This is a genomic window from Pseudomonas viridiflava, from assembly GCF_900602065.1.
GTDB lineage: Bacteria > Pseudomonadota > Gammaproteobacteria > Pseudomonadales > Pseudomonadaceae > Aquipseudomonas.
Window position 1 is genome coordinate 39,638 of record NZ_UWFN01000263.1, and the last position, 25,687, is coordinate 65,324.

Consider the following 25,687-nt stretch of genomic DNA (forward strand, 5'->3'; position numbering starts at 1 on the left):
TTGGTTGCACAGGCCGCCTGTACCGGCACTGCGGCAAGCCATTGCAGCGTCGAGACACGCCACTGGCTTGAACCCGAATCCTGACAACCATGAAGGGCAACGCCATGAACACTTCTTACGACCCGCTTTATCTTTTCATCGGTGGCGAGTGGATCGACGCTCAAGGGCGCGATACCGCCGCTGTCGTCAATCCGGCAATCGGGCACGAAATCGGGCGCGTACCGCTGGCCACGCAAGCTGACCTTCAGCACGCACTGGAAGTCGCCCGAATCAGCTTCGATACTTGGCGCAACACAGTGCCGGACCAGCGTGCGAAGGTTCTCAAACGCGCTGCCGATCTGATCCTCGAACGTGCACCGCATATCGCTGCCCAGATGACGCTGGAAGAAGGCAAGCCGCTGACCGAAAGCCTGGATGAAGTAAAGCGCGCAGCGGAGTACTTCGAATGGTTCGCTGAAAGCGCACGCCGTATTGATGGTCGTGTTGTACCTGCCAACCGTCCGGGTGTTCTGCAACTGGTCAAGCGTCAGGCGATTGGTCCGGTGGCCGCCTTTACCCCGTGGAATTTCCCGGCCATCACCCCTGCCCGCAAGCTCTCGGCAGCGCTGGCAGCCGGTTGCAGCGTGATCCTCAAGCCTGGCGAAGAAAGCCCGTCCACAGCCCTGGCCCTGGCCCGTGCGCTGGACGATGCAGGTTTGCCCAAAGGCGTGCTGCAAATCGTTTTCGGCATCCCTGATCAAGTCTCCAGCCAACTGATTGCCTCACCGATCATTCGTAAAGTGACCTTCACCGGATCGGTGCCGATTGGCCGCCTGTTATCTGCTCGCGCCGCAGAAGGCGTCAAGCCCATCACCCTGGAGCTGGGTGGTCACGGGCCGGTATTGGTGTTTGCAGACGCGGAGGTTGAAAAAGCGGCGGTAGAAGGCGTTGCAAACCGGTTTCGCGGCACCGGACAGGTGTGCATTTCGTCCACGCGTTTTCTGATTCAGAAAGAGGTTTACCAAACGTTCGTTGATCACTTTGTAACGGCCACCCGCGCCTTGAAAATCGGCAATGGTTTGCAGCCAGATACCCAAGTCGGCCCACTCGCCAACCCACGGCAACTGGCCAAGATGGAAGAACTGGTGGCCGACGCCGTTGCTCAGGGTGCGCGGCTGCTGGCAGGCGGCAAGCGTCTGCCGGGTGACGGTTATTTCTTCGAGCCAACTGTTCTGGCCGATGTGCCCATGAGCGCCCGGGTCATGCACGAAGAACCCTTCGGACCCATCGCGATATTAATGCCATTCGATGAACTGGAGGACGGTCTGGCAGAAGCAAACCGCCTGCCTTACGGCCTGTCTGCCTACGCGTTCACTTCAAGTGCACGCACCGCAATCGACGTCGCTGACGGTCTTGAGGCCGGCATGATCGGCATCAATCAGTACCGGATTGTGGCCACTGAACTGCCCTTCGGTGGCATGAAAGAAAGCGGTCACGGCTCCGAAGGCGGCATTGAGGGCATCGAGCACTACCTGACTCACAAATTCATCAGCCAGATCTGAGGACGTCTCCCATGTCGAACATCAATTTCAGCAGCCCGCGCGAAGCCGCCCGAGCCTTCACCCCAAAACTGTCGCAGTTCGTTGACTCGACCTTGTACCCGCAGATCTGGAGTGATCCGGCACTGTCGCCACGCGACCGCAGCCTGGTCACGGTGGCTGCCCTGATTGCCGGTGGTCACTCTGAAGAACTGCCTGCCCACCTCAAGCGTGCAGTCAGCAATGGAGTCAGCCACAGCGAAATCGCCGCGGCGATCACTCACCTGGCGTTCTATGCCGGTTTCCCTGCGGCCATTACCGCGTCCGCCATTGCCAATGCCACCTTTACTGAATCGGAGACAACCCAGCCATGAAAGCCATCATCATTGAAAACTTCGGCGATGCCGATGTACTGAAACTTCAAGACGCGCCAAGTCCCGAAGTACGCCCGACCGACCTGTTGGTGCGCGTCTATGCCGCCGGTGTCAATCGGGCGGACCTGACCCATCGCACCGGTGGCTATGGTCGACCAGACTTCGGCGACTCGCCGATCATCGGGCTTGAGATAGCCGGTGAAGTCATTGAAACAGGCAGCGACGTGTCGGGTTTCAAAGTCGGGGATCGAGTAATGGGCGTGGTGGGTGGCGGTGCCTACGCCGAACAGGCGCGAATTGACTACCGCATGGCGATGCACATTCCCGCCCAACTGGACTATGTGCACGCTGCCGCCATTCCCGAAGTGTTTGTCACCGCCCATGAAGCGATGATGCATCTGGCTCGACTCAAGTCCGGCGACTCGGTGCTGATCCACGCGGCTGCGGGAGGCGTCGGTTCGGCTGCGGTACAACTGGCCTACGCCACAGGGGCCACCGTTTATGCGACAACCGAAGGCAGCAAACTGGCGCGTGTCGAACACTTGGGCGCCGATGTTGCCATCGATTACAAAACCACTGATTTCGCCGAAGTCATTGCCGACAAGACCGGTGGTCGCGGTGTGGATGTGGTCATCGACTTTGTCGGCGAGCCTTACTTCGCACGCAACATTGCCTCGCTCGCCAACGGCGGCAGGCTTATCCAGGTGGGCATTCTTGGCGGCGGCGGCCAGGTGTCGATAGCGCTGGAGCATATCCTTTACCGCCACCTGCAAATCATCGGCACGGTGATGAAATCCCGCACCCAGCCGGAGAAGCACGACATGATCAAACGCTTTCGCGAGCATTGGCTTGAGCGGTTTGAAGGCGCTGGCAGCCTGGAGCCGGTGGTGGACAGCACCTTCGCGCTGTCACGTGCGGCGGATGCACATCGCCGGATGGAGTCAGCCGAAAACGTGGGCAAGATCATCCTGACAATGCAGCCTGAAGACTTGCTCTAAGTCAGGCCACTGATGCGGATGCCCGCAAAATCCGGGGCATCCGACTATGCCTGTCATCGACAAAGCAATCGACTCAAAGCGCTCGACCGGGATCTGGTTTAGAATTTCGCACCCGCATGACCCAGCATTGACTCGCCGAGCAGAAAACATGAACCGCCAGAAAAAACTACAGCAGCTATTCAAGGCCAAAGCCAAAAAAGCCAACGCCAAGCTGGCCCCGAAAAAGCCTAAATACATCAGCAAAGCTGACCGGTTGAAAATGGACGCCGAGACCGCACAGGACTCTACTGCGCCTTCCGAGAGCTGATCCTGGCTCACTTCAATCGGCTCGGGTCGCTACGCGATCAAGCAACGTAGCGCCAGCGAGCTTCTACGCTAAGCAATCGCCGAATTTGTCCGGCGGTCACTTGGCAAATGCATACTCCCCACCCTGCTCCAGCGCCTTGCGATACGCGGGTCGGTCCTGAAAGCGTTGCACCCACGCGGCAACATTCGGGTAAGGCTGCAACATGCCCTGAGCCTTGGCGAACTCGCCGATGAAACTCATCTGGACATCCGCACCTGTTATCTCGTCGCCCACCAGAAACGGGGTTAGCCCCAAGGCCTCGTTCAGATAGCCCAGATAATTCGCCAGCTCGGACTCGATACGAGGATGCAACGGCGCACCCGCATCCCCCAGCCGCCCAACGTACAGGTTGAGCATCAGTGGCAGCATGGCCGAGCCTTCGGCAAAGTGCAGCCACTGCACATATTCATCGTAGGTGGCCGTGGCAGGGTCCGGTTGCAGGCGACCATCGCCATGGCGACGAATCAGGTAATCGACAATCGCGCCGGACTCGATGACCACGTGCGGGCCATCTTCAATGACCGGCGACTTGCCCAGCGCATTGATCGCCTTGAGCTCTGGGGGCGCCAGATTGGTTTTTGGGTCGCGCTGGTAGCGCTTGATCTCGTAGGGCAGCCCAAGCTCTTCAAGCAGCCAGAGAATGCGCTGGGAGCGCGAGTTGTTGAGGTGATGAACAATGATCATGAAAGCTCCGCCGGGCGAGAGTGAGGTCTATGAACAGACTACGCCCGGCGGAGATAGTTGTGGATTTGCACAGTAATACGCAGTGAAAACGGGCCTGCCTGTTAAAGCAGGTTCTTCATGCGGAAATACACGAAGCCAGCCGTCCCCAAGACAGCAAAGATGGCGATCAGGCTTTCGCGCTGCAGCAGGTGCCACGGCAGCCGTCCGGCTTTGCGTTTGATTGCCGCCAAAGCCCGCGCTCCAAGCGAAACCTTGCCGCCGGTCAGCGCTTCATCCGTGAAATAAAGCGTGCCTAATAACACCAACATCGGGGCCAGCGGTATTAGCGCCGTAGTACTGGCAGACCATACCCAGGCCAGCGCCGCGGGAACCAGACTGGGAACAATGTGCCGGAGCAACAACAGACCGGCACCTTGTCGATACCAGCGATGCGGGATGAATTCGCGGCTGATGATTACATCCAGCTTCCCCAATGCCACGGCCACCATGGCCCAGACGTGATACATCTTCATGCCGATCCACATCACCACCGGCACAAACACTGGCAGAAAAATGATCGAGCCCAGTTGATCAGTCTTACTTGGCCCAAGCAGCGCCGAAGCTATGAGGACAGCAGAGAGCGCCAACCACAGGAAAATGTAGATGCTTCGATAGCTGGAGGGTGGCAACCAGTCCCGCCAGTTCTCAAGCGGTTGCAGCCCCAGCCTGCGAGGTATATCCGGGTTCTGATATTCGATGTTCTGCGCGAGCTGAGCAAAGCGTTGCCAGTCAAGGCCGGTGAAATAGTCGGCCATGCCACGTCGGCGGTGATCACTCATGGGTTTGAGCAGCAACGCGGCAGCCTGTCCGTGGAGTTTGTCGGCGTCATACCTGGCCAGCTCGCTGCGTATGGTTTCTTCCATCGCCCGCGCTTCACACCTGTGGATCAGTCGGTCCCAGCGCCAGTAGTCGCACGGAATATTGCCTTGTGCTTCGTCCCAGCCCATCGACTGGCACACCGCTTCGAAGAAGGCCGGCGTCCATTCAGGAGCCGACTCAAGCCAATCCAGTACGCGCTGCTCGAACTGCTGGCGGCGCTCGAAAGGCAATAGCCAGTCGCTCGCCAGCCAGATGCGCAGCGCATCCAGGACCTGCCGCTCTTTACCCTCGTCCAGCCACTGCTGTATCTGCTCCAGAGAAGGGTCTGGCGGGCTGACGTCGTCGAGTACCTCAACACGCTCAAAAGGCATCACTAGCGCAGTGGCGTCAGCTTGCAGCGTCGACTGCACTGCCGCTTCTTCAATCGTTGCCACCGCAGGCTCATCGATAACCTCGTCATCGGCCTGCGCACGCCAGCGAGCTTCTGCCAGGGAGCTTTCATAGGCTTCACGCAGGCGCTGGAACGCTTCGGGATTTTCATCTGGACGATGGGTTTTGAGCAGCCGCGCATAGGCGCGCTTGATGCTGCGTTCGTCCGCATCCGGAGTCAGATCGAGCAATTGCCAGTGGCTCATGACGGCTTAAACCTCTCGCTCGAAATGGACCAGCCGCTGGGTAATATCGCTACGAGCTTCGCGTATCTGGCGTTCGTCCTGTGTGTCGAGCATTTGCTGGAAATGGTTCGCCAGGGCGGCAATGTGCAGACGACCGTCACCGAGGCTTTCCTGATACAAGCGATCCAGTCGGGCGAGCAGCAGGGTATTGACCTGCTGATCACGCGGATGCACTTTCAGCGCCTCAAGAGCCGTCAGACGCCGGGCGATTTCTTCAGGAGCCAATACGCCAGGGTTGTTCTCGATCACCAGCCGCAGGGTTTCGCCATTGATCGGCAGATGGACCTGCGCTTCGAGCAAGCCATTGTTGTCGTAGGTAAAACGTACGTCCAGGCTGACTTCACCGGCCTTGCGCGGCGGCACCGGAATTTCCAGCTCGCCAAGGAAAATATTGTTGCTCACCAAGCGGCTTTCGCCCTGGTAGATCAACAGATTGACCACTTTCTGATTATCACTGAGGGTGGACACCGAGCGGGAACGGCTGACCGGCACCACGGTATTGCGCTCGATGATTGGGAGGTAGTGACCGCTTTGATAACCGGCACCGACCTGCACCGAAGTCTCGATCCCCAAGGTATAGGGGCATACATCGGTCAGCACCACCTCTTCCAGAGATTCATGGCGTGCTACCAGCGCAGCCTGAATCGCCGCGCCCTGCGCGACCACCTCGTCCGGGTTGAGCTGCATCGCCGGAATTCGTCCGAACAGTGCCGCGACCAGTTTGCGCACCAACGGCATACGCGTTGTGCCACCCACCAGCAATATTTCGTCGAGGTCCGCGACCTTGATTCGGGCATCGCGCAACGCGCGCTCGATCGGGGCGCGTAAACGATCCAGTAATGGACGGACAATCTCAGCGAGGTCGCTCTGCGTCAGCTCAAGGCTCCACTCGCGTGTCTGCTCACGCAGGGTAAAATGCGCAACCTGCGCCTGCCCCAACGAGTGACGAATCCGCTGTGCCTCGCGCCGCAACCGCTGGGCTATTGCCGGCAGGGTTGTGTCTGGCAGGTCAGAGGTGCCGATTTTGGCGATGAAGTGCTGCACGAGCAGATCATCGAAATCTTCGCCGCCGAGGAAGTTGTCCCCCGCACTGGCACGAACCTCCATGACACCTTCGAACAGCTCAAGGATGGACACGTCAAAGGTGCCCCCGCCAAGGTCGAATACCAGAAAGGTCGCTTCATTTCGCTGTTGAAGACCATAAGCCAACGCTGCGGCGGTGGGTTCGTTGACCAGCTTTTCAATCTTCAGCCCCGCCAGTTCGCCAGCGATACGCGTGGCCTTGCGCTGAGCATCGCTGAAATACGCAGGCACGCTGATGACTGCTTCGTGGACTGGCTCACCCAGAGCACGTTCTGCGTCAGCCTTGAGGCTGCGCAGCAACATTGCAGAAAGCTCTTCGGCGCGATAGGCGCGACCGCCGAGATGGGTTTCACGGGCGCTGCCCATGTAGCGTTTGAACAGCGACGCGGTCAGCTTGGGATGGGTATGCAAACGCTCACGGGCGATGTCACCGACCACCAACTGACCATGGTCGTCGAGGCCAACCACGCTGGGGGTCAGGAAGTTGCCCAGGGCATTGGGAAGTATCCGGGCCTGCTCGCCATCCCAAGCGGCCACGAGGCTATTGGTGGTGCCCAGGTCGATACCAATGATCACAGTCACTCTTCCTTAAATGACGCGACCTTCAAGCACAACGCTTTGGTCGCAAATTCAGTCATTGCCGTTATCGCGACGGCGCATGTTTATGGCCGGTGTTATCGGCAGCGAGGGCGGTAGCTTTAGACTCACGAATGAAGCGTTCAGAGTATCGGGATCACCATGAGATCCCTAAAGCAGATCGTGATTGCACAAGACGTCGGCAAGGCAGGATGATCCAGACGCACATCTAAAAGAATGGCCTGATCTATCGCCCCGCCGACCGGGACAATCCTGCAATAAGGAGTACGGATGCATCTTATTGATCGTTACCTGCCTGACTATCAGTTCAGTGAAACCCACTGGCTGGAAACCGCAGCCAGCCCGGCCCGGCTGATGACTGAAGCCGTTAAGTACCGACCTGAAGATGACCGGTTCTTTCGTTACGCCATCCAGCTACGCGAGCTGCCCATGCGGTTATTCCAACGCTCGGCATCAAGCAGTAAAGCGAGTTTTGGCATGGACAACTTCACCCTGCTGCATCGCGATGGCGACACAGAAGTCGTCTACGGACTGGCAGGAAAGTTCTGGCAGGCTGACTACGGCCAGGCCCATTTGGCTGATGGAGAAGCCTTTCAACACTTTGCTGAACCGGGCAGCGTCAAGCTCGCGATCAGCTTTACTTGTCAGCGCCTGGAGTCAGGGCTAGCCCGGATGACGACACACACGCGGGTGCATTGCGTTGATCGTCAGGCGCTCAGACGTTTCACGCCTTATTGGTACGCGATACGGCCAGTGAGCGGCATGATTCGTCGCCGCATGCTTCAGGCAATTGCCCGGAGATCTTTAGAAAGTGGGCACTGATTGAAAACTGTTCGCTGACGTCTCGGCCAAGGGAAGTTTCAAGACCGCCTCAAACCCATCCACCAGATTGGCGAACGACAACTCCCCCTGACTGCTGATGACAATGGCATCGACGATGGCCAGACCGAGCCCGCTCCCCCCTGCATGTCCCTTGTGCCAGAAGCGTCGGGTGATGCCTTCAAGCTCGGTCGCAAAACTAAAGCGAAACGCCTGAAGACCTAGGAGGATATGACGTGAGGCGGTGATGACTCGACAGCCTCATCGCGAGCAAGCTCAGCTCTCACAGGTTTTGATGCGGGCCCGATACTGGCGCGTTGTAGTGGGACCGGCTTTAGCCGGGAAGACGGTATTCCGACAGGGAGACACCAAGTGTCTGTCCCGGCCTCTTCCCGGCTGAAGCCGGTCCTACGACGCGTATTCCCAGATAAAACCAATCGCCCGAATATTCAGCGCGTCATGCTCCAGTAGCAGCCAGCAATTCAGTAATCCACCGAACCTGCCGGGTGGCGTCTTCCAGCCTTTCCTCCGGCAGCGCCTGACGAGCGCGTTCGAAGTGCTTCAACGTCTTCTGCTTGTAACGCAACAACCGATGCCACTTGAGCAGGAATGCCGGACTGCGCTCCTGCATCTGTAACGGGCCAAAGTACAGTTCCTCAGCGGTGTAGATCACCGGCCCGAGGCGCTCGGCAACGATGATTTCATAATCGAAACGGTTTTCCCGCAGGACCTCTTCATAGAGGATCCGGTAGTCATGCTCCATCAGCCATAGGCGCAACGGTTGCTCCCCGCCGTTGGGCTGCAGGATCAAGCGCTCCCGGCCACTCAAATGCGACTGACCGCTTTCGAGGATGTCGCGGATGGTTTCTCCGCCCATTCCACAGATGCTGATCGCTGTGACCTGGTCCTCTGGCTTGATTGCTGCCAGCCCATCGGCCAGACGCACGGTGATCTGCTGATCGAGATCGTTTTCGCGCACGGTGCGTTTGGCCGCACGAAACGGTGTATCAGCCACTTCGCCCGCTATCGCCGCTGCAATCAATCCTCGGCGCAACAATGCCACCGGCAGGTAGCCGTGGTCCGAGCCGATATCGGCCAGCCGTGCACCGGCCGGTACCTGCGCCGCCACGCGCTCAAGGCGCATGGACAATGTGTGTTCGTTCAACCGCCGCCCCTATTCACTGCACACCCAACACGCTTGGTCGGACAGGAGCGCGATTCTGGCGAGCAATGTTGTGCAGATCAACTTTAAAGCGAGCATGGCGCGGATTGTCGTGCACGTGGGCCTGATGCATTTTCTGTAGGAGCTGCCGAAGGCTGCGATCAGTTATCCCTGACACATCGCGATCGCAGCCTACGGCAGCTCCTACAGATCCAGCGTTTGATGGAGGACTCAAGTCCAGCCATGGTCTGGATGGACTCGTAACGTGGCGATCAGTCGACAGGTGATCCTGGCCTCCGTCATGCTTCAGCTCGTTCGTAGGCGTGGACACATGGAAAACCGCCGCGCACCTCTCAAAGCAGTAAGAGGCAGCCACTCAAGTCCCGCTCTCCCGCAAATCGACATCCCCACCCTGCCCCCTCAACCCGGAAATATCCCGTTTGGGCGGTACGCCAAACAGGCGGCTGTATTCGCGGCTGAACTGGGACGGGCTTTCGTAGCCGACCTTGAAGGCCGCACTGGAAACGTCCTTTTGTTCGTTGAGCATCAAACGCCGCGCTTCATTCAATCGCAGCCACTTCTGATACTGCAAAGGGCTCATTGCCGTGAGCTGCCGGAAATGATGGTGAAAGGTGGCCGCACTCATTTGCACACGGGCGGCCAGTTCGTCGACCCGCAGCGCGCTGGCGTAGTTCAGCTTCAACCAGTCGATGGCTTTGGCGATTCGATAACCCTGACCGTCCACAGCAGTGATTTGTCGCAGCCTGTTCGCCTGGTCGCTCATCAATAGCCGATAGTGGATTTCGCGCTTGATCAGCGGTGCAAGAACCGGAATGGCTTCGGGTTCCTCAAGCAACGCCAGCAGGCGTTCGAACGACGCTAACAATGCGTCGGTGACAGAGCCGATGCCGACGCCCGCCCCGACGGATCGATCACGAACCGGCGACAGACCGCTCTGTGCAGCCAACTCAGCCAGCATGCGCACATCCAGCTTCAACGTCAGCCCGAGACACGGCTGTTCAGGGCTTGCCGCCAACACTTCAGAGTTGGCAGGCAAGTCCAGTGAGGTGATCAGAAAGCGGGTCGTGTCATAGGGATAGCCCTGGCCGCCTACCCACAACTGCTTTTCGCCACTGGCAACCAGAATGATGCTCGGCTCGACCATGCACACCACGGGCGACGACGGATGTTCGCGCCTGAAGAAACCAAGACCCTCGATGGGCATGCCGAAATCACCGGGGATGGAAACCCGCTCGCCAATGATCTGCGCCAGCCGTTCTTGTGCCGATGAATGTTGAACTGCAGTGCTTTGTTTGATCGCCATGTTCGTCTCGCGCCTCTTCACTGAACTCTACCCCTCTGTCGTCCGGGCGTCCTGCTTAAAGAGCAAGACTCAGAGGATCAGGCAAGTAAGTCATTGGAATGCGCTACAGAGCGTCCGGCCATCCGGGGAAAATGGTTCATCAATGACAGGCCTATGGGCACGTCCCTTTCGCGGTTGCGATATCGATGCCGCGACGCTTCACGCTCTACAGGACACATCATTCAATGACCGATACATCTCACCTCTCCACTCAGAACGACCAGCACTCCTGGGGCGCAGTGCTCGCGATGTCACTCGCCGCCTTTGCACTGGTCGCTTCGGAATTCATGCCGGTCAGTCTGCTGACGCCAATTGCAGCCGATTTGCACATTACTGAAGGACAAGCTGGTCAGGGCATCTCCGTCTCCGGGCTGTTTGCCCTGTTCACCAGCCTGCTGATTCCAGCCGTGGCGGCACGGGTTGACCGAAAGCTGTTATTGCTATCGCTCACGCTGCTGATGATCGTCTCCGGCACCGTAGTGGCGTTCGCGCCAAACTACACGCTGTTCATGGCTGGACGGGCGCTGATCGGCGTCGCCATCGGTGGCTTCTGGTCCCTGTCAGCAGCAACGGCCATGCGCCTGGTGCCGGAAGATCAGGTGACGCGAGCGATGGCCATCGTCAATGGCGGCAACGCTCTGGCCACCGTCATAGCTGCGCCTCTCGGGAGTTTTCTCGGTGCCTTGATAGGCTGGCGTGGGGCTTTTTTCTGCGTGGTTCCAGTTGCCCTGCTCGCCTCGGCATGGCTGCTGTTCAGCTTGCCGCCGATGAAGGCCACCGGCCGCGTGGGCAGCCGTAACGTCTTCCAGCTAATGAAAAATACGCCCGTCGCTCTGGGTATGGTGGCCGTCAGCGTGTTCTTCATGGGCCAGTTCATGCTGTTCACCTACCTGCGCCCGTTTCTTGAGGCCGTCACGCATGTCAGCGTTTCCATGCTTTCACTGATGCTGCTTATTCTGGGTCTGGCCGGTTTGGCAGGTACATTCCTGATCGAAATATTCCTGAAAACCGGCCTGCATCGAACACTGATTGTCATTCCAGTGTTGATGGCTGTAATTGCACTGGCTCTGGTTTCGTTCGGCAGCTCAGCACTGACAACTGCGGTACTGCTCGGCCTCTGGGGACTGGTCGCAACTGCCGCCCCCGTTGGCTGGTGGACATGGCTGGCCAAAACACTGCCCGAAGATGCAGAAGCAGGCGGCGGACTGATGGTCGCTATCATCCAGTTGGCAATCGCATTGGGCGCTACCGTCGGCGGCTTTGTATTCGACTTCAGTGGCTACCGGGCAACCTTTGAATTAAGCGCGGCGTTGCTGGTGATTGCAGCCGTACTTGCGCTGCTGGCGGCGCGTGCGGCGTCTGGTCAATCGCTTGTGACGGCCAATACCGCGAGCTGACTCGCAAACTCAGTCGATCTTCCCGGCACGTCCCCGACACGGAGACATTCATGATCAGGGCACATAGCTATTTACTGCATTTACGTCAGCGTGCTACGCGCCTGTTACTGGGTCTTCTGATGCTCGGCGCTGAGGCAACCCCGGTCTCAGCCATCGCGGATTCAACGACCCCACCCACACCCGCAGCTGGGCTACGCATAGGGATGACTGTTGGCGATCGCCCGTTCGTTGTCACCCTGGCTGACAACGAGACCGGCCGCGCACTGGCTGCCAGATTGCCGCTCACCCTGAACATGCCGGACCTGAATGGCAACGAGAAACACGTCACCCTCGCACAAAAACTGCCCACCGCGCCGTACCGCCCGGGCGTAATCCATAACGGCGATCTCATGCTGTACGGCTCGGACACTCTGGTGCTCTTCTACCTGACGTTTGACTCGCCCTACTCATACACTCGTATTGGCCGGGTTGAGGGGGCTGAGGATCTGGCTAAAGTGCTTGGTCGAAGCAATGTCAGGGTGGTGTTCTCGAGGCAATAAGCATCACCGCTCGGCACTGCAAGCCGCCCTCTTCCTGTCATGGGCAAAGGCTATCCAATATAAGAAAAGACAGCGTACTCAAACCCCTTGAATGAAAAACGGGCGACCTCCTTCATGCCCATTTTCAAATGCGCCCGCAATGAAGGCTCGTTGTCCTGACGTATGAAAAGAATGCCTTCACGCCCCGCCTCAAGGCGCCGGAGATCGGCAAACATCTTCTGCGCCAGCCCCTTGCCACGCTCTTGCTCACCGACGCAAATCGGGCCATAGACATAGGCGTCAGGTGTGCCGTGATAGGCGGCGAACATGGCCTTCACTATCGGCAGATCAGCGTTCATCGCTCGTGTGGTGGTCATCAGAAAGCCGGTAATGTGCCCGTCACGGCGCGCAACGATCAGGGGCATTTTATTCATTCATCGCCTGCACTCGCGAGCGTGGCAGGCTGGCCGAAAGCGAACCACCCTGGGTGATCTGATTCGCAGCCTGAAGCTCCAGAATGCCGTCCAGATCAGACTCATCGGCCCTGCCTATAGAAGGTTCATGGGTTGTCATTTGAGCTATTCCGCTATTCGTGTGCCGACGCCGGGACTGGCCGACGTGCCGTGAGCACACAGGTGACTGTCGCCACTAACGATAGCTGATGGCTGCGGTGATCCAGCTGCTGTCGGCCGAACCAACGCCTGACACCTGAAGGGCGGTACATCCATGGTTAATGTACTGCCTGAAACACCGCCCTCCCGAATTCTCCCGTGCGCTGACCAGAAGCCAGCGAATCATCTGCGCGACACCCGGCTATTGGCTGGCACGCGGTAACGGCAACCAGCAGCCCCAGTCGTCGAGTGAGGGCTATGGTCGAGTTTCTTGCGGATCAATTGAAGGATGACTAGCTTCGATTTCCGTAAAATGGGCGCCCCGTCGGCAATTCCCCGACCATTGCCGATTGCAACCTGTACTGGTATTTCTGGCAAGACGGAGCCTCTCTCAAAACGAGAACATCGAGTGAACCACGTGGACATTCAACTGATCACCGCATTGCCTCCACAGATTCAGGCACTGGAAGAACAAGCGAGCGCAGAGGGTTTCAGGTTTCTCACCCGCTTGATTGAGGAGTGGCAAACCGGAGCGAACCGTTTTGAGGCGCAGGGTGAATGCCTGATGACGGCGTATCTGGGAGACCGTCTTGTGGGCATTGGTGGCCTGACGCGGGACCCGTTTGCTGGTCAGGACATCGGCAGGCTACGCAGGGTGTACATCGCCAATGAAGCAAGAAATCAGAACATCGGAAGGCGGTTGGTCAATCAGCTTGTGGAATATGCGACTGAGCATTTCCGCATGGTGCGCCTGTCCACCGATAACCCGGATGCGGCTGCATTTTACCTGCGCTGTGGTTTTCAGCCATTGGACGACGATCACGCCACGCATGTGCAGCTTCTTCGAAATGCCGACGGCGCAGACCTATAACAGCCCCATGAGTCGTTAAACCTGACGAGTTGTACTAAATACTGATTTGCTTTTCGTCTGCGTTAAAAACAGATTACGCAGCCATCCGCGCTACGGACGGTGGACCAGAATATCCAGGCCTTCTTCCATTGTGGGAGCCTGGAAATAACGGGTGATCAAATCAAACTCGGCATCGGTGGCTGCAAAGTCGTGCTCGGCGCGCTCGTTACGGGCGTGCAGGCGGGCGCGGCAAATATCATCGTCCAGCTCCAGATAGTGCAAACAGTGCCTGACCTTCGCGCCCTCCGACAGGCTGCGTAACCACTCGCGATCGGCGCGGGTATTGCCCGGAAAGTCCAGAACCACATCAACGTCTGACTTCAGCAGGTTGATGACCAGTGGGCCCAATACATCGCGTATCCGGTGTGCAGATCGCACGTAGTCGGCGACTGAGTTGATCTCGCCGGGGTAGAGCTTTGAGAGCCAGTGATCCTCACTGAGCAAGATTGCTGAATGCTCGACGGCCAGTGCTTTGGCGAGTGTTGATTTGCCGGATGCGATCTTGCCGCACATGAGGTGAAGTTTGGGTGTGTGCATGGCGACGCGTCCGTTTGTCAAACCGTGATACTGCCCGCCGAAGACCGAACGGGCAATGACTGGCAGCGATCAAAGATCCCGCGTCATCAGCCATTGCGCCTTATCCCAGGCCTCAAAGCGTTCCAACACCTGCCACCCGCGCTTCGCGTAGTACTCATGGCGATCGTGGGTATGCAGATAAATGCGCGAGGTGCCGCCCCTCTTTGCTTCCGTGCAGATGCCTTCGATCAGTTGCTCTGCCAGGCCTCGCTGCCGTGCATGCGGGGCAATGAACACGCACGCGAGCCACGGCCCCAGCTCCGGACGCTCGGCGAGGTCGTTTGTGGCAAGCGCCGCGCCTCCCAGTAGCTGGCCATCCTCAACGGCGATCAGGCATTGCCAGTCACCGCTCAACTGCCCTTCGGCAAACTCATGCTGCCAGTCGGCCAGGGACTGACCGATATATTCGTACGCGAACTGTTGATGCAGCCACTGCGCGAAGGTATTGCTGTGTTGCATCTCATCACGCAGCCAGGTCAGGCGATGCATGTCGAATTCCTTTTGGCTTGCTTGCCATGACGCTTGGCCGAGCGAGCCATGGAAGCGTCATTAATCTACGGGTATCGGACCTGTAGAAGCTCACCGAGGTTACGAGGCCAGCGATGGCGGTGTGTCAGACTAACCGCCATCGCTGGCCTCGTAACCTCGGTGAGCTCCTACACAGACTGTGTGAAAACGTAGCGAGCGACGGCAAGACAAGGCAAAAACAGGCGAAAAAGCGGAGTCTAGGTGTTCTAAATGAGCATTTTTCGCCTGTTTTAACGCAGTATTGCCGAGCGCAGTAGTTTTCACACAGTCTGTACAGGATAGGATTCAATCGGGAGATGCAGTGAGTGGCCGAAGGTTTTGGCCCTTCAGATAACGTCACGCTCAATCATAAAACGGCTCAACCAATGCCCGGCTGCCGACGAAGAAACTGTCCGCAACCAGCCTCAGCGGTTGCAGGTCAAGGTCGCTGGTTTTGCTCGCAATCAACTGCTGAAAGTGTCGATAGACCGCAGCGTATTCACCCTCTTCGGAAACTGTCTGGCGCACGCCATCGATACTCAACAGTGCGCCGCCGTTATCGAGTCGCAAAACACCTTCGGCGCAGCGAATTTCGATGCTCCAGAGTTCATCATGACCGTGATCGAAATCAAACTCCGCGCGAACATCAAGGTGGCGCGCATCAGACATTTTGATCGAGGCGGCGATAGGCGACTGGCAATTACTCGGGACCCGCAAGTCAGCCGACGCAACGAACAGCGGCAACGGCAACAAATGGGTCGCGATCGACAGCGCATTGATGCCCGGATCGAAAACACCTAATCCACCTGGCTGCCAGATCCACGCCTGGCCGGGGTGCCATTTGCGCACGTCTTCCTTCCAGTCGATCTGTACGCTTTGCAGGGTGCGGGTGGCCAGCCAGTCACGGGCTGCTTCGATACCCGGCGCGTAACGCGAATGCCAGGCGAACAGGCCGCTGACGCCTTGCTGCTCAACCTGACTCACCAAGGCCATGGCCTCACCCAACGTGGCACACGGCGGCTTCTCGACCAACACATGCTTGCCCGCTGCGAGCGCTTGTTGCACCAGCACGAATCGCCCTTGCGGTGGCGTACAGAATGCAATGGCGTCGACCTGCGAGCCCTTTTCGAGCAGTTCATCAAGGGATTTGAAATTCTCGACCCCGACACAGGGCTGTCCTTGCGTAGCCACCGCCACCAGTTGAAAAGCCGGGTTGGCATTGATGGCTGGCACGTGTTGATCCTGGGCGATTTTGCCGTAGCCCACCAGACCGAGACGGATTGGTTGCATCGATGACTCCTGAGTTTTTGTATTTATTCTGGGAAGCGTAATGACTCGATTATGGCCGCAGTTCTGGTCGGCCGTCGATGACTCTGCCTATCCAAATCTGGCTAACAGACTCACAGAAACAGGATGACGGGGGCGCAACATGCCTGATCACACCTTTGCGCCAACAATGAATGGCATCGTATAGTCAAAAAAGTCGAAAGCATTGCAGTGCCAGGATTAATGGAATTGCAGCCCATGCATTCCTCGATTGCAGTACTTCTGCTTTGCCCGCCAGCAAGCTCTTTTAACACGACCTCGTTACGAGTCGACCGCAAGATGTCAGTACTCTAACTTTTTCCAATACGGTGATAAATCCAGTATGCAGCGCCAGAGATACTCAACAAACGCTTTCTTTATGTCTTGTCTGGTACCCGGTTGGGGGCTTGTGTATGTCGGGCGCGTGAAGTGGGCAGTGCGCGTCGCCGGCTTTCTCTATGCGGGCGTGATAATGGCGGGCGCCCTGGGATTGATCGCAACTCCCAAGGGGGTCTATGCGCTCTTGGCGTTCATCGTGCTGGTCAAGCTCTGCTCCGCTATTGCGGCGGCAATCATTGCACGCAAGCACAACGATTCAACATCACTGCCCACCATGCGGTTCCATGTTGTATATGTTGCGTCTTTAATCATGCTGACATTGGTGCTGTTCCACCCATTGCGCTCCACCCTGCTCGGCTATCAGCTCTACAGCATCCCGAGCAGCTCGATGAGACCAACGCTGGAAGTAGGCGACTACATCGTGAAAAACAGCCGGTACAGCACACCGAAGGTGGGCGATATCGTGGTGTACCGGTTTAACGGTATTGAAGCCACTAAACGAGTTGCGGGAGTTCCTGGCGACATCCTGGCAATCGTCAACGGAGAGGTGATTAACAATGGTGAAAACCTCGGCCTGTTTTTTGCGCCTCCAGGTTCCGTAGTGGATGCGCAGTCACAGCACCTGTCGCCTGTCAAAGTTGAACCCGATCATGTGTATCTGTTGGGTGATAACAGAGACTCAAGTAACGACAGCCGTTTCATGGGGCAGGTCCCACTGAAAGACATCACAGGCCGGGTAACCGGGATATGGTTATCTGATGATCACTCGAGGATGGGAACGAATTTTTGAATGAACGCCGACAGTGGGATTACCCACTGTCGAATCACCAGCCTGACTTGCGACTAAAACGGCGTATTCCACCGTTTGAACGCCTTGCGCCCCCGCAATACGCCCCACGTCGTCGCAAGTCCTGCACCGCCGAAGAAGATAAAGCCTACGAGGGTTTCCAATAGGTACCTGGGGAAACGCTCTGGCTGCTCATCGAACACCAGGTGTTTTATTACCGACCGCCGACGTGGCCAGCAGCTCGCGGAGAATCATCACCGTCTTATACTGAGCTTCGCGCTCTTGTTCATTCAATGGTCGCTCGCAATACACGCGACTCAAAAAAACAATCGCATCGTTACCGTCAGGCTCATCAGCATAATCCGGATGGCTCGCGACTTGCGCCAACAACGCCTGTGTGACGGGGGCAACGTGAAAATGCAGATTGAAACCCGCGGACAAACCCAGTTTGTAAACGATGACTTTCCAGGGTTCGTAGGCGCGAAAAAGAAGTTGCTCGGTTTCGCGTAATACACCTCCGAGCGAAGCCAGCGCCATGTCACTGAGGTCCATGAAATCCGTGGCAGAAGCCACCGAACTGACCATCAGGTAACCGCTATAACGAGCATCACGCCGATGGCTGACCCGCCAGTGCTCGGTTTCGAAAATGTCCCACTCAGTCATGCGCGTTCATCCCTCTGCTGCTCTTCTGCATCAAGCTAAAGACAAAGATGTTTTAATGCTCCAGGCACTCAACAAAAACGACCCAGGTAACCCGCAATGCCAGACGCTACAGACCAAGCATTCTATGATCGCGCCGACGCGCACATTGAACTGTCCAACGAACAGCTCAAAACTTTCGAAAACATCGGTCAAGTCAACGCATCCATGATGTTTGGCACCACACGATTCAATGCCTGGGTCAGCGCGCGCAGTTTTAAATCCGGTGAGGAAATGGCTCAGGCGCGTGAGGCGATGCTGAAGTATTTCTGTGATCAATACAGGCTGATGCTTGAAGATAACCTGGACGATCACATCAACAACTTCGGCCAGTACATGATGGTGCAAAAGCCAGATTGATGTGGGCGGACGTATAGCCTTTAAGGCGTTCAGATCGGAAGTAGACGAGGGTGCCAATCGCAGCCTTCGGCAGCTCCTACAGGTTTGGTATTCCGTCAGATACACCGCAGTTCTGTAGGAGTTGTCGGAGGTTACGACGGCGCCGATGGCGGCCTGCCTGACACACCTCTATCGCTGACCTGATAGCTGCTAGCTAGAGAAGCAGCACAAACCTGCCCTCTGCCGCCTCGTCATGCACCGACTGCTCAGACTGAAACCCGCATCGCTCAAGGACCTTCCTCGAACCGAGGTTTTCCTTGAAGACATAAGCAATCAGTTGCGTAAGTCCCCGACTCCTGGCCTCTTCAATCAGATGCTTCAGCGCCCGTGTTGCCAGCCCTTGCCCGCAAGCACCTTGATCAATTCGATAACCCACTTCGGCGCAACGCGCTGACAGGTCTATATCCTTCAGATTGGCCCGGCCTATTATTTCTCCATGGTCATCTTCGATAACAAACGGATGCCAGACACCTATGGCAAAGTCGGCCAGATAGCCTTGAATATGCTCTGCGACACCCTGTGACGAATAGAACGAAGGATCTCGCGCATCAATGTGAGATTCAAACCACTCACGATTACGGACTTCAAATGCCAGCAGCGAATCAGTGTCGGAACGGTCTAACTGACGAATTTTAAATGGCTTCATGGGCGACTTTTAACGCTCTGATGAACTTGAAGATAGGCCGTCAGTAACAAGGTCAACTGCTGCTCAAGGCACTCTGTGAAATCAGGCGGCGAGAACCCCTCAAGCATGGCTCGTACCGGCCCGATCACCGCGTGCAAAGAAACTTGCGCGACCAAAGCCGGAGCCTCGAAGTGCGCATCCGCTGCGGTTGCCAGCATGTTGGCGATGGCGGCCACCATGCGCTCGCCGATGCGAGCCATCAGTTCGGCACCGCCCCGCTCCGCCGCAATCGCGTAAAGCGCTTTCGAAGCCGTTGGGTTTCGCAGCTTTACGGCCAGAAACGCCGAGACAAAGCCCGCGGCCATTTCAGCAACAGCCTTACCGTGATAACGGGCACAAGCCAGCTCCACCGTTTCGACGACTTCCAGCAGATGCTTTTCGAGCACCGCTGCCAGCAGCGCGTCACGGTTCGGATAGTACTGATAGAGGCTGCCCACGGACATTCCGGCGCGCTCGGCAACCCGCGTGGTGGTGCAGCGCTTTAGCCCGTGCTGAGTCAAAACCTGAAGGGTCGCGGTGTGAAGCGCATCTACCGTTGCGACAGATCTGGCTTGAACAGCTGATTTTCTTGGCTTTAAAGAAGCTTTAACAGTCGTCATGGAATGCGAATTCAAAACCTGAAGGTTCCTTCATACCATAGTTTCCCTCAAGCCACGCAAGAGTGATGGACATGACGGATCTAACTAAAAGCGGCACATTCAACCTCGGCGACCGCCAGGTAAAACGTATCGGCTACGGCGCCATGCAACTGGCAGGCCCCGGCGTATTTGGTCCACCCAAGGATCGCCAGGCGGCGGTCGCAGTCCTGCGCGAGGCTGTCGAGTCTGGCGTGAATCATATCGACACCAGCGACTTCTACGGGCCGCATATCACCAATCAGATTATTCGCGAGGCGCTGCATCCGTATCGGGACGACCTCACCATCGTCACCAAAATCGGTGCATTGCGCGGCGCAGACGGTGCCTGGCTTCGAGCCTCCTCAAAGCAAGAGCTGACGCAGGCGGTGCATGACAACTTGCGCAATCTTGGCCTGGACGTGCTGGATGTTGTGAACGTGCGGATCATGTTCAATGCAATGGGAACAGCTGAAGGGTCGATCGAAGAACAATTGACCGCAGTTGCAGAACTGCAGCAGCAAGGGCTGATTCGCCACATCGGCATCAGCAACGTCACACCGACGCAAGTCGCCGAAGCGCGCAAGCTGGTCAAGTTCGTCTGCGTGCAAAATCTCTACAACATTGCCCAGCAGCACGACAACGCCATGATCGACGAGTTGGCCCGTGACGGCATCGCCTACGTGCCGTTTTTCCCGCTGGGTGGATTCACACCGATTCAGTCCTCTGCACTGTCGACGATTGCACAGCGACTGGACGTGACGCCAAAGCAGTTGGCGCTGGCATGGCTACTGCGTCGCTCGGCCAACATCCTGCTGATCCCCGGCACCTCCTCGGTGACTCACCTGCGTGAAAACCTGGTAGTAGCCGAACTGGTTCTGTCCGATGACACGTTGGCAGAACTGAATGCGATTTAAGGCCAGGACTGAGCAGCTAACGCTGCCACTCAGTCACGCAATGATCAACGAGCACTATCAATAATCATCCCGCCATCCGGCGTCAGGCTGTAGCCGGTCAGGTATTGGGCATCCTTGCTGGCGAGAAACAGCACGACCGGGGAAATGTCCTCTTCTGGCGATCCATAGCGAGCCAGCGCGTTGGCGGGTGCAGGTACATCCGCTCCCGCGCCCCAGGTGTCGGCAACTGGCAGCAGGTTGTTGACGGTGATGTTGTCAGGTCCCCACTCCCGCGCCGCTGAGCGGGTCAAGGCGCGCACTGCTTCTTTCGCCATGTTGTAAGGCACATAGCCTGGCAGACCGATGACCCCGGCCAGCGAGCCGAAGTTGATGACTCGCCCCTCGCCACTGGCTTTCAGGTACGGATAGCAGGCTTGCATGGTGCGCAGGTAAGCAATGGGGCCCATCTCGAAATTGCGCTGCAATTGCTCGACCGACAGATCGAGAACCGATGACAGCACCGCCGAAGGATCAAACGCATTGTTGACCAGAATGTCGATCTGGCCATAGGTAGCGACCACCTTGTCGACGGCAGCCTTGATCTGTTCAGGGTCGGCGATATCGCAGACCACGCCCAGCGCGACACCGCCAGCAGCCTTGATATCGGCAACCACACGATCCACATTTTCAGGCGTGCGTGACACTACGGCCACGCGTGCGCCCTCTGCTGCAAACAGCTTTGCAGTGGCACGGCCAATGCCGCGCCCGGCACCTGTGACGATTGCAACTTTACCGTTGAGTCGGGCCATCTTTGTTCTCCAGTCAGTCTGTAGGAATTTGATCGGCCGCACTGTTCAGCGGCATCGATTTCCGGCAAAGATGTCGTCCTGGATGAAAAGCCACAAGTAGGATGAAAAAGTGACAGTCAGTATGGAAAACCAGACTAATGACGGCGAAAACGTCAACATGCACGAAGAGATGCGTCGGGCATTCGCGTTGCTTTCAGGCAAATGGAAACTGGAAATAATGTGGCTGTTGAATCAGCGGATCTACCGCTTCGGCGAGCTGCGCAAAGCCATAACCGGCGTCACCCAACACATGCTGACGGCGCAACTGCGCGAACTTGAAAACGATGGCCTGATTACCCGCACAGTGTTTGCAGAAGTACCGCCACGCGTCGAATACGCGATCACGGACAAGGCACGGGCGCTGGGGCCGACCATGGAAGCACTGAACACATGGTGGAGCGAACATGGAAAAAGTTTGCCCGTGAAAAGCCCGCTGGGTCGTAAAGCCAGAAATTGATTAACTCAGCGTTACTTTTACTGCGCGGCGGTCAGCAGAACCGGGCTCAGTCGCCACAGCATTGATTCGACTGGCAATCCACTGATGACTGCGCGCAAGCACTCGCTGAGTCATCGCCGTCGGGAAATGAATAAACCCGTGTGCGCAAACCGGCATCACGTGCAACTCAACATCCGCAGACTTCTTCCACCGCTCCGCCATCTCCACGGTGTCGTCCAGCAGTGGGTCCAGCTCACCGGCGAACATCAGCGCTGGAGGTAAACCTTCAAGGTCGCCATACAAAGGCGACAATGGCGGCACGCGGCGTTCCTCGTCGCTCAGTCCGGGCGTGAGCAGGCGCAGTGCTTCGACCATACCTGGACCGTCCAGGACCAGCGTTTCTGGCCCGGCCGTGCGTACGCTGGCCGTGCCGGTCAAGTCATAAACGCCGTAGTAAAGGACCGCCCCGCTTACCCGTTGGAGCAAATCGGGCCAGGCCTTGAGCCGTAGAAGCGTCGCGGCTGCAAGATGCCCACCCGCCGACTCACCGACAATGATCACAGGCAAATCCGCAAACTCTTTGCAGGCACCGCTCAACAACCAGCGCGCCGCCGAAAGACAGTCATCCATCAGGCCTTCAACGGGCGTCGACACGGCGAGTCGGTAGTCCACCGAAACCACCACCACATCACACGCATTGACCATGGCAACGTTGAGGTCGTCGTTCATCTGCGCATTGCCGATTACCCACCCTCCGCCATGGATATCAAACACCACGCCTCGGGCTTTACCTTTGGGCCGCAAGATCCGTACGGGTACCGATAAACCGTCGACACCAACCAAACGCTTTTCAGCCAGCAGCCCCTGTTTGGCCAGCTTGTTCGCGCCGCCGATTTGCCCTGCGCGCAGCAGTGTCTGAATAACCCGGGGCGTCAGGCGGTTGCGGATTCGAAAACGCGGCAACCAGCCGAGCTTTTTGTTGAAACGCTGCATTTCTGCGACTTCATGCTCGCTAAAAGGCTCAAGCTCGTGGATATCCAATATTTTGCCCCTCGCCAACACAATAAGTTTCGGTTTAAACCATCCTGCGGATCATTCAATAGAGCGCCGGATCTGCTACGAGTGCAGCGCACCCTCAAGAAACTCGATGAACGCTCGTACCTTCGCATTCAATGCCGACCGTTCCGTGACACAGGCGTAAATATCCATCGGTTCAGACTCTGCAAAGGCATCGCTGCGATTGCCTGATTCGAACAAGGGCAGCAAGCGCCCGCTGTCGATCAGAGGCTGCGCAATGAAGCTTGCCAGACGGGCTATGCCACCGCCGTTCAGGGCAATCTGGGTGAGCATGTCGATGTCATCACAGACAAAACCCGGGTTGACCTTCGCCTCGAAACGCTTGCCGCCGCGTATGAAATTCCACGGCAGAAAACGTCCGTCAGTGGGGTAGCGAAACACCAGGCAGTCGTGTTCTTTCAGTTCTTCCGGGGTAGTGGGCACGCCCGCCCGGTCGAGGTAGGCAGGCGATGCGCAGAATACGAATGGAAGTGACGTGATACGTCGCACGACCAACTGATCGTTCAATTGCGCCTCGATACGAATACTGACGTCTACACCTTCCAGACGATGATCGACACGCCGGTCGGCACTGATCAGCTCGACGCTGATGCGCGGGTAAGCCGCCTTGAACGCAGGCATGAGTGGTGCCAGCACATGCCGACCGAACGCTGCCGTCGTCGCAATCCGTAGCGGCCCCTGAGGTTCGGTAGCGACGCCAGCAGCCTGGGAAGCCAGTTCGATATCGCGTGGGATGTGGCGCACTTTTTCGTAGTACCGCGTCCCGCTTTCAGTCAGCGCCATCCTGCGTGTGGTTCGGGAAAGCAATTGCGTGCCCAAATGTTTTTCCAGCCGACTGATGCTCTGACTCACCGCTGCCGCGCTCATACCCTGGGCTCTGGCCGCTGCGGCAATGCTGCCAACCTCCACGACGCGAATGAACGTACTGATCAACCCCAGAATATCCATCGAACTCCCAGCGCTCCATTCGTTGATTTTACTTAACAGTGATTCAAGCATTACGTGGCTACCGGCACATGCAGCAGCTTGTTAGGTTAGCGGCTCCTGCGATACCCACTCTTGACGAGGTTAACCGATGACTGCCGGAAGCACCCAGAACACCTTGCGCCTACGCTTTCCAAAACGCGCCACACCTTATGTGTTTGCACTGTACATGGCGACCATCATGGCGTTTCTCATGTGCCTGGTGATTACTCTGGCTGAATTTGGTTTTGATGAACATTACATGAGGAATGTGATGAATGCGTATCGAGTGGCGATGCCATCTGCATTCATCTGTGTGCTCGTGGTACGCCCGATGGTCGCCCGGCTGGTGGCGTGGACCGTACACGGGCATTGAAGTGTCGCGCGGCATACGGTAACGACGCGGGATTCACTGGCAACCGCTCACCTGTGGGAGCCGAGCTTGCTCGCGATGAACGATGACGCGGTCTGGCTGCGATCCCGCAATGTCGCAGGACCGCACGCCACAATCAACGCCGCCCTTCAATCACCATCCGCACCGCCAGCCCCATGAGCACTGTGCCCATTAACCAGCGCTGTACGACCTGCCAAAACGGCCTGCCGACAAAAAACGCTGCGATTGAACCCGCCATGATCGCAATCATCGCGTTGACGCTCACGCTGATGACAATCTGCGTAAAGCCCAGCACCAGCGATTGCAGCAGAACGCTGCCATGCCCTGGATCGATGAACTGGGGCAGTAACGATAAATACATGACTGCCACTTTGGGATTCAGCAGGTTGGTGACAAAGCCCATCATGAACAACTTGCGCGGGCTGTCCCTGGGCAGGTCTTTGACTTGAAACGGCGAACGGCCACCCGGCTTGACCGCCTGCCAGGCCAGATAAACCAGATACAACGCGCCGCCCACTCGCAATGCGTCATACGCATAAGGCACCGCCATCACCAGGGCGGTAATACCCAGAGCGGCGAACACCATATAAACAACAAAACCCAACGCAACACCGCCCAGTGAAATCAACCCGGCCTTACGCCCCTGACAGATCGAGCGTGATATGAGGTAAATCATGTTCGGGCCGGGAGTCAGTACCATCCCGAGTGAAATCAGACCATAGGCCAACAGGCTGGACAGTTCGGGCACGGTATAACTCCTGGAATCGCTGGCGTTCGGCTGGGCCGGTTCTTGGAGGCAAGCGTAAAGCGCAGGAGCGAAAGGCGTTAGATACAGATTCAGGAACAAAACGTCATACACAGCGCAGTAATATTCACACCGATACTTAATTGCTAACCTCTGTGCCTCTCGAACAAGGACAGCTCGTAATGATCACCTGCCACGTGAAGTATCTGATTGATCCGTACCAAATCCCGGCCTTTGAAATCTATTCACGCTTATGGATCCGCCTGGTGACGCGAATGGGCGGTTTGCACCATGGCTATTTCCTGCCGGCCGAAGGTGCAAACAACGTCGCCTATTGCCTGTTCAGTTTTCAGAGCCTTGCGGACTATGAGCGCTATCGCAAAGAAGCCGAAACCGATGCCGAATGCATTGAAGCGGTGGCACTGGCGGTCGAGAAGAAATTCATTGTCAGCTACGAGCGTAGTTTTATGCGCCCCGTGCTTGATTGATTATTGCCAGCCACAGCG

Annotated in this window: 31 protein-coding genes; 14 read left to right on the top strand and 17 right to left on the bottom strand. The window is 57.3% G+C overall.

Annotated elements, in window-relative coordinates:
* Positions 1–104 precede the first annotated feature (104 nt).
* The 4 genes from EE949_RS13895 (at position 105) to EE949_RS13910 (ending at position 3,196) form a co-directional block, all read left to right on the top strand.
* Entirely contained in the window at positions 105–1,541 is a 1,437-nt protein-coding gene (locus EE949_RS13895) for an NAD-dependent succinate-semialdehyde dehydrogenase (RefSeq protein WP_122664804.1), read from the top strand.
* An 11-nt stretch (positions 1,542–1,552) separates the two neighbouring features.
* On the top strand, positions 1,553–1,891 hold the full coding sequence (locus EE949_RS13900) for a carboxymuconolactone decarboxylase family protein (protein WP_122664805.1): 339 nt from the start codon (positions 1,553–1,555) through the stop codon (positions 1,889–1,891).
* Positions 1,888–2,889: an NAD(P)H-quinone oxidoreductase gene (locus EE949_RS13905; RefSeq protein ID WP_122664806.1), complete on the top strand. Its 1,002-nt coding sequence runs from the start codon at positions 1,888–1,890 to the stop codon at positions 2,887–2,889. The genes EE949_RS13900 and EE949_RS13905 overlap by 4 nt, the downstream gene beginning before the upstream one ends.
* A 148-nt stretch (positions 2,890–3,037) precedes the next feature.
* On the top strand, positions 3,038–3,196 hold the full coding sequence (locus EE949_RS13910; RefSeq protein WP_122664990.1) for a DUF2986 domain-containing protein: 159 nt from the start codon (positions 3,038–3,040) through the stop codon (positions 3,194–3,196).
* A 96-nt stretch (positions 3,197–3,292) separates the two neighbouring features.
* Here the strand turns inward: EE949_RS13910 and EE949_RS13915 are convergent, their stop codons facing one another.
* From EE949_RS13915 to EE949_RS13925, 3 genes are all read right to left on the bottom strand, one after another.
* Positions 3,293–3,919 carry a glutathione S-transferase family protein gene (locus EE949_RS13915; RefSeq protein ID WP_122664807.1) on the bottom strand — a complete coding sequence of 209 codons (627 nt, stop codon included), beginning with the start codon at positions 3,917–3,919 and terminating at the stop codon, positions 3,293–3,295.
* Positions 3,920–4,020: 101 nt separating this feature from the next.
* Entirely contained in the window at positions 4,021–5,412 is a 1,392-nt protein-coding gene (locus EE949_RS13920) for a J domain-containing protein (protein WP_122664808.1), read from the bottom strand.
* 6 nt (positions 5,413–5,418) lie between these two features.
* Complete coding sequence (locus EE949_RS13925; protein WP_122664809.1) at positions 5,419–7,110, bottom strand: Hsp70 family protein; 1,692 nt, start codon at positions 7,108–7,110, stop codon at positions 5,419–5,421.
* 291 nt (positions 7,111–7,401) lie between these two features.
* Between EE949_RS13925 and EE949_RS13930 the strand changes: the two genes are divergently transcribed.
* The gene (locus EE949_RS13930; protein WP_122664810.1) at positions 7,402–7,953 is read left to right on the top strand and encodes a hypothetical protein; all 552 of its coding nucleotides are present in this window, start codon (positions 7,402–7,404) and stop codon (positions 7,951–7,953) included.
* A gap of 454 nt (positions 7,954–8,407) precedes the next feature.
* On the opposite strand, the gene EE949_RS13940 is transcribed toward EE949_RS13930, so the two are convergent.
* Complete coding sequence (locus tag EE949_RS13940; protein WP_346010043.1) at positions 8,408–9,115, bottom strand: tRNA (adenine(22)-N(1))-methyltransferase; 708 nt, start codon at positions 9,113–9,115, stop codon at positions 8,408–8,410.
* A 373-nt stretch (positions 9,116–9,488) separates the two neighbouring features.
* Positions 9,489–10,436, bottom strand: a complete 948-nt coding sequence (locus EE949_RS13945; RefSeq protein ID WP_122664812.1) for an AraC family transcriptional regulator — start codon at positions 10,434–10,436, stop codon at positions 9,489–9,491.
* A 224-nt stretch (positions 10,437–10,660) separates the two neighbouring features.
* Here EE949_RS13945 and EE949_RS13950 point away from each other — a divergent pair, with 224 nt between their 5' ends.
* Together EE949_RS13950 and EE949_RS13955 are read left to right on the top strand one after the other, a co-directional pair.
* Positions 10,661–11,872: an MFS transporter gene (locus EE949_RS13950; protein WP_205505000.1), complete on the top strand. Its 1,212-nt coding sequence runs from the start codon at positions 10,661–10,663 to the stop codon at positions 11,870–11,872.
* A gap of 50 nt (positions 11,873–11,922) precedes the next feature.
* Positions 11,923–12,411: a cyclophilin-like fold protein gene (locus tag EE949_RS13955; protein ID WP_162874467.1), complete on the top strand. Its 489-nt coding sequence runs from the start codon at positions 11,923–11,925 to the stop codon at positions 12,409–12,411.
* A 50-nt stretch (positions 12,412–12,461) separates the two neighbouring features.
* On the opposite strand, the gene EE949_RS13960 is transcribed toward EE949_RS13955, so the two are convergent.
* Positions 12,462–12,815 carry a GNAT family N-acetyltransferase gene (locus tag EE949_RS13960; RefSeq protein WP_240350603.1) on the bottom strand — a complete coding sequence of 118 codons (354 nt, stop codon included), beginning with the start codon at positions 12,813–12,815 and terminating at the stop codon, positions 12,462–12,464.
* Position 12,816: 1 nt separating this feature from the next.
* A complete protein-coding gene (locus EE949_RS29820; RefSeq protein WP_162874466.1) occupies positions 12,817–12,963 on the bottom strand; it encodes a hypothetical protein in 147 nt (48 codons plus the stop codon).
* Positions 12,964–13,410: 447 nt separating this feature from the next.
* Between EE949_RS29820 and EE949_RS13965 the strand changes: the two genes are divergently transcribed.
* A complete protein-coding gene (locus EE949_RS13965) occupies positions 13,411–13,872 on the top strand; it encodes a GNAT family N-acetyltransferase (protein ID WP_122664814.1) in 462 nt (153 codons plus the stop codon).
* Between the two features lie 90 nt (positions 13,873–13,962).
* Here the strand turns inward: EE949_RS13965 and EE949_RS13970 are convergent, their stop codons facing one another.
* The 3 genes from EE949_RS13970 to EE949_RS13980 all read right to left on the bottom strand — a co-directional run bounded on the left by EE949_RS13970 (position 13,963) and on the right by EE949_RS13980 (position 16,284).
* Complete coding sequence (locus EE949_RS13970; protein WP_122664815.1) at positions 13,963–14,448, bottom strand: AAA family ATPase; 486 nt, start codon at positions 14,446–14,448, stop codon at positions 13,963–13,965.
* 69 nt (positions 14,449–14,517) lie between these two features.
* On the bottom strand, positions 14,518–14,976 hold the full coding sequence (locus EE949_RS13975; protein ID WP_122664816.1) for a GNAT family N-acetyltransferase: 459 nt from the start codon (positions 14,974–14,976) through the stop codon (positions 14,518–14,520).
* Positions 14,977–15,357: 381 nt separating this feature from the next.
* Entirely contained in the window at positions 15,358–16,284 is a 927-nt protein-coding gene (locus EE949_RS13980) for a Gfo/Idh/MocA family protein (protein ID WP_122664817.1), read from the bottom strand.
* 451 nt (positions 16,285–16,735) lie between these two features.
* Between EE949_RS13980 and lepB the strand changes: the two genes are divergently transcribed.
* On the top strand, positions 16,736–17,428 hold the full coding sequence (gene lepB / locus EE949_RS13985; RefSeq protein WP_240350602.1) for a signal peptidase I: 693 nt from the start codon (positions 16,736–16,738) through the stop codon (positions 17,426–17,428).
* Positions 17,429–17,617: 189 nt separating this feature from the next.
* Here the strand turns inward: lepB and EE949_RS13990 are convergent, their stop codons facing one another.
* Positions 17,618–18,088, bottom strand: a complete 471-nt coding sequence (locus tag EE949_RS13990) for an HIT family protein (protein ID WP_122664819.1) — start codon at positions 18,086–18,088, stop codon at positions 17,618–17,620.
* Between the two features lie 96 nt (positions 18,089–18,184).
* Between EE949_RS13990 and EE949_RS13995 the strand changes: the two genes are divergently transcribed.
* On the top strand, positions 18,185–18,484 hold the full coding sequence (locus EE949_RS13995) for a DUF3144 domain-containing protein (protein WP_122664820.1): 300 nt from the start codon (positions 18,185–18,187) through the stop codon (positions 18,482–18,484).
* Between the two features lie 193 nt (positions 18,485–18,677).
* On the opposite strand, the gene EE949_RS14000 is transcribed toward EE949_RS13995, so the two are convergent.
* Both EE949_RS14000 and EE949_RS14005 read right to left on the bottom strand, forming a co-directional pair.
* Positions 18,678–19,169 (bottom strand): GNAT family N-acetyltransferase, encoded by a 492-nt coding sequence (locus EE949_RS14000; RefSeq protein WP_122664821.1) that lies wholly within the window; start codon positions 19,167–19,169, stop codon positions 18,678–18,680.
* On the bottom strand, positions 19,166–19,807 hold the full coding sequence (locus EE949_RS14005) for a TetR/AcrR family transcriptional regulator (RefSeq protein ID WP_122664822.1): 642 nt from the start codon (positions 19,805–19,807) through the stop codon (positions 19,166–19,168). The genes EE949_RS14000 and EE949_RS14005 overlap by 4 nt, the downstream gene beginning before the upstream one ends.
* Before the next feature lie 71 nt (positions 19,808–19,878).
* Here EE949_RS14005 and EE949_RS14010 point away from each other — a divergent pair, with 71 nt between their 5' ends.
* Positions 19,879–20,739 (top strand): aldo/keto reductase family oxidoreductase, encoded by an 861-nt coding sequence (locus EE949_RS14010; RefSeq protein WP_122664823.1) that lies wholly within the window; start codon positions 19,879–19,881, stop codon positions 20,737–20,739.
* Positions 20,740–20,783: 44 nt separating this feature from the next.
* Here the strand turns inward: EE949_RS14010 and EE949_RS14015 are convergent, their stop codons facing one another.
* Entirely contained in the window at positions 20,784–21,527 is a 744-nt protein-coding gene (locus EE949_RS14015) for an SDR family NAD(P)-dependent oxidoreductase (RefSeq protein WP_122664824.1), read from the bottom strand.
* Positions 21,528–21,696: 169 nt separating this feature from the next.
* Here EE949_RS14015 and EE949_RS14020 point away from each other — a divergent pair, with 169 nt between their 5' ends.
* On the top strand, positions 21,697–22,023 hold the full coding sequence (locus EE949_RS14020) for a winged helix-turn-helix transcriptional regulator (protein WP_346010045.1): 327 nt from the start codon (positions 21,697–21,699) through the stop codon (positions 22,021–22,023).
* Here EE949_RS14020 and EE949_RS14025 read toward each other — a convergent pair whose 3' ends face one another.
* Both EE949_RS14025 and EE949_RS14030 read right to left on the bottom strand, forming a co-directional pair.
* Positions 22,024–23,043: an alpha/beta hydrolase gene (locus tag EE949_RS14025; RefSeq protein ID WP_162874465.1), complete on the bottom strand. Its 1,020-nt coding sequence runs from the start codon at positions 23,041–23,043 to the stop codon at positions 22,024–22,026. It abuts the gene before it with no gap.
* A 75-nt stretch (positions 23,044–23,118) separates the two neighbouring features.
* Entirely contained in the window at positions 23,119–24,027 is a 909-nt protein-coding gene (locus EE949_RS14030) for a LysR family transcriptional regulator (RefSeq protein ID WP_122664827.1), read from the bottom strand.
* Between the two features lie 127 nt (positions 24,028–24,154).
* Here EE949_RS14030 and EE949_RS14035 point away from each other — a divergent pair, with 127 nt between their 5' ends.
* Entirely contained in the window at positions 24,155–24,418 is a 264-nt protein-coding gene (locus EE949_RS14035; RefSeq protein ID WP_122664828.1) for a DUF2798 domain-containing protein, read from the top strand.
* A gap of 133 nt (positions 24,419–24,551) precedes the next feature.
* Here the strand turns inward: EE949_RS14035 and EE949_RS14040 are convergent, their stop codons facing one another.
* On the bottom strand, positions 24,552–25,184 hold the full coding sequence (locus EE949_RS14040; protein ID WP_122664829.1) for a LysE family translocator: 633 nt from the start codon (positions 25,182–25,184) through the stop codon (positions 24,552–24,554).
* Positions 25,185–25,363: 179 nt separating this feature from the next.
* Here EE949_RS14040 and EE949_RS14045 point away from each other — a divergent pair, with 179 nt between their 5' ends.
* On the top strand, positions 25,364–25,669 hold the full coding sequence (locus EE949_RS14045; RefSeq protein WP_122664830.1) for an NIPSNAP family protein: 306 nt from the start codon (positions 25,364–25,366) through the stop codon (positions 25,667–25,669).
* The last annotated feature ends 18 nt before the right edge of the window (positions 25,670–25,687 follow it).

Coding starts and splice junctions, on each gene's coding strand:
- EE949_RS13895 (WP_122664804.1), top strand. CDS start 105: ATGAACACTTCTTACGACCCGCTTTATCTTTTCATCGGTGGCGAGTGG.
- EE949_RS13900 (WP_122664805.1), top strand. CDS start 1,553: ATGTCGAACATCAATTTCAGCAGCCCGCGCGAAGCCGCCCGAGCCTTC.
- EE949_RS13905 (WP_122664806.1), top strand. CDS start 1,888: ATGAAAGCCATCATCATTGAAAACTTCGGCGATGCCGATGTACTGAAA.
- EE949_RS13910 (WP_122664990.1), top strand. CDS start 3,038: ATGAACCGCCAGAAAAAACTACAGCAGCTATTCAAGGCCAAAGCCAAA.
- EE949_RS13915 (WP_122664807.1), bottom strand. CDS start 3,919: ATGATCATTGTTCATCACCTCAACAACTCGCGCTCCCAGCGCATTCTC.
- EE949_RS13920 (WP_122664808.1), bottom strand. CDS start 5,412: ATGAGCCACTGGCAATTGCTCGATCTGACTCCGGATGCGGACGAACGC.
- EE949_RS13930 (WP_122664810.1), top strand. CDS start 7,402: ATGCATCTTATTGATCGTTACCTGCCTGACTATCAGTTCAGTGAAACC.
- EE949_RS13945 (WP_122664812.1), bottom strand. CDS start 10,436: ATGGCGATCAAACAAAGCACTGCAGTTCAACATTCATCGGCACAAGAA.
- EE949_RS13950 (WP_205505000.1), top strand. CDS start 10,661: ATGACCGATACATCTCACCTCTCCACTCAGAACGACCAGCACTCCTGG.
- EE949_RS13955 (WP_162874467.1), top strand. CDS start 11,923: ATGATCAGGGCACATAGCTATTTACTGCATTTACGTCAGCGTGCTACG.
- EE949_RS13960 (WP_240350603.1), bottom strand. CDS start 12,815: ATGCCCCTGATCGTTGCGCGCCGTGACGGGCACATTACCGGCTTTCTG.
- EE949_RS29820 (WP_162874466.1), bottom strand. CDS start 12,963: ATGACAACCCATGAACCTTCTATAGGCAGGGCCGATGAGTCTGATCTG.
- EE949_RS13970 (WP_122664815.1), bottom strand. CDS start 14,448: ATGCACACACCCAAACTTCACCTCATGTGCGGCAAGATCGCATCCGGC.
- EE949_RS13975 (WP_122664816.1), bottom strand. CDS start 14,976: ATGCATCGCCTGACCTGGCTGCGTGATGAGATGCAACACAGCAATACC.
- EE949_RS13980 (WP_122664817.1), bottom strand. CDS start 16,284: ATGCAACCAATCCGTCTCGGTCTGGTGGGCTACGGCAAAATCGCCCAG.
- EE949_RS13990 (WP_122664819.1), bottom strand. CDS start 18,088: ATGACTGAGTGGGACATTTTCGAAACCGAGCACTGGCGGGTCAGCCAT.
- EE949_RS13995 (WP_122664820.1), top strand. CDS start 18,185: ATGCCAGACGCTACAGACCAAGCATTCTATGATCGCGCCGACGCGCAC.
- EE949_RS14000 (WP_122664821.1), bottom strand. CDS start 19,169: ATGAAGCCATTTAAAATTCGTCAGTTAGACCGTTCCGACACTGATTCG.
- EE949_RS14005 (WP_122664822.1), bottom strand. CDS start 19,807: ATGACGACTGTTAAAGCTTCTTTAAAGCCAAGAAAATCAGCTGTTCAA.
- EE949_RS14010 (WP_122664823.1), top strand. CDS start 19,879: ATGACGGATCTAACTAAAAGCGGCACATTCAACCTCGGCGACCGCCAG.
- EE949_RS14015 (WP_122664824.1), bottom strand. CDS start 21,527: ATGGCCCGACTCAACGGTAAAGTTGCAATCGTCACAGGTGCCGGGCGC.
- EE949_RS14020 (WP_346010045.1), top strand. CDS start 21,697: ATGCGTCGGGCATTCGCGTTGCTTTCAGGCAAATGGAAACTGGAAATA.
- EE949_RS14030 (WP_122664827.1), bottom strand. CDS start 24,027: ATGGATATTCTGGGGTTGATCAGTACGTTCATTCGCGTCGTGGAGGTT.
- EE949_RS14035 (WP_122664828.1), top strand. CDS start 24,155: ATGACTGCCGGAAGCACCCAGAACACCTTGCGCCTACGCTTTCCAAAA.
- EE949_RS14045 (WP_122664830.1), top strand. CDS start 25,364: ATGATCACCTGCCACGTGAAGTATCTGATTGATCCGTACCAAATCCCG.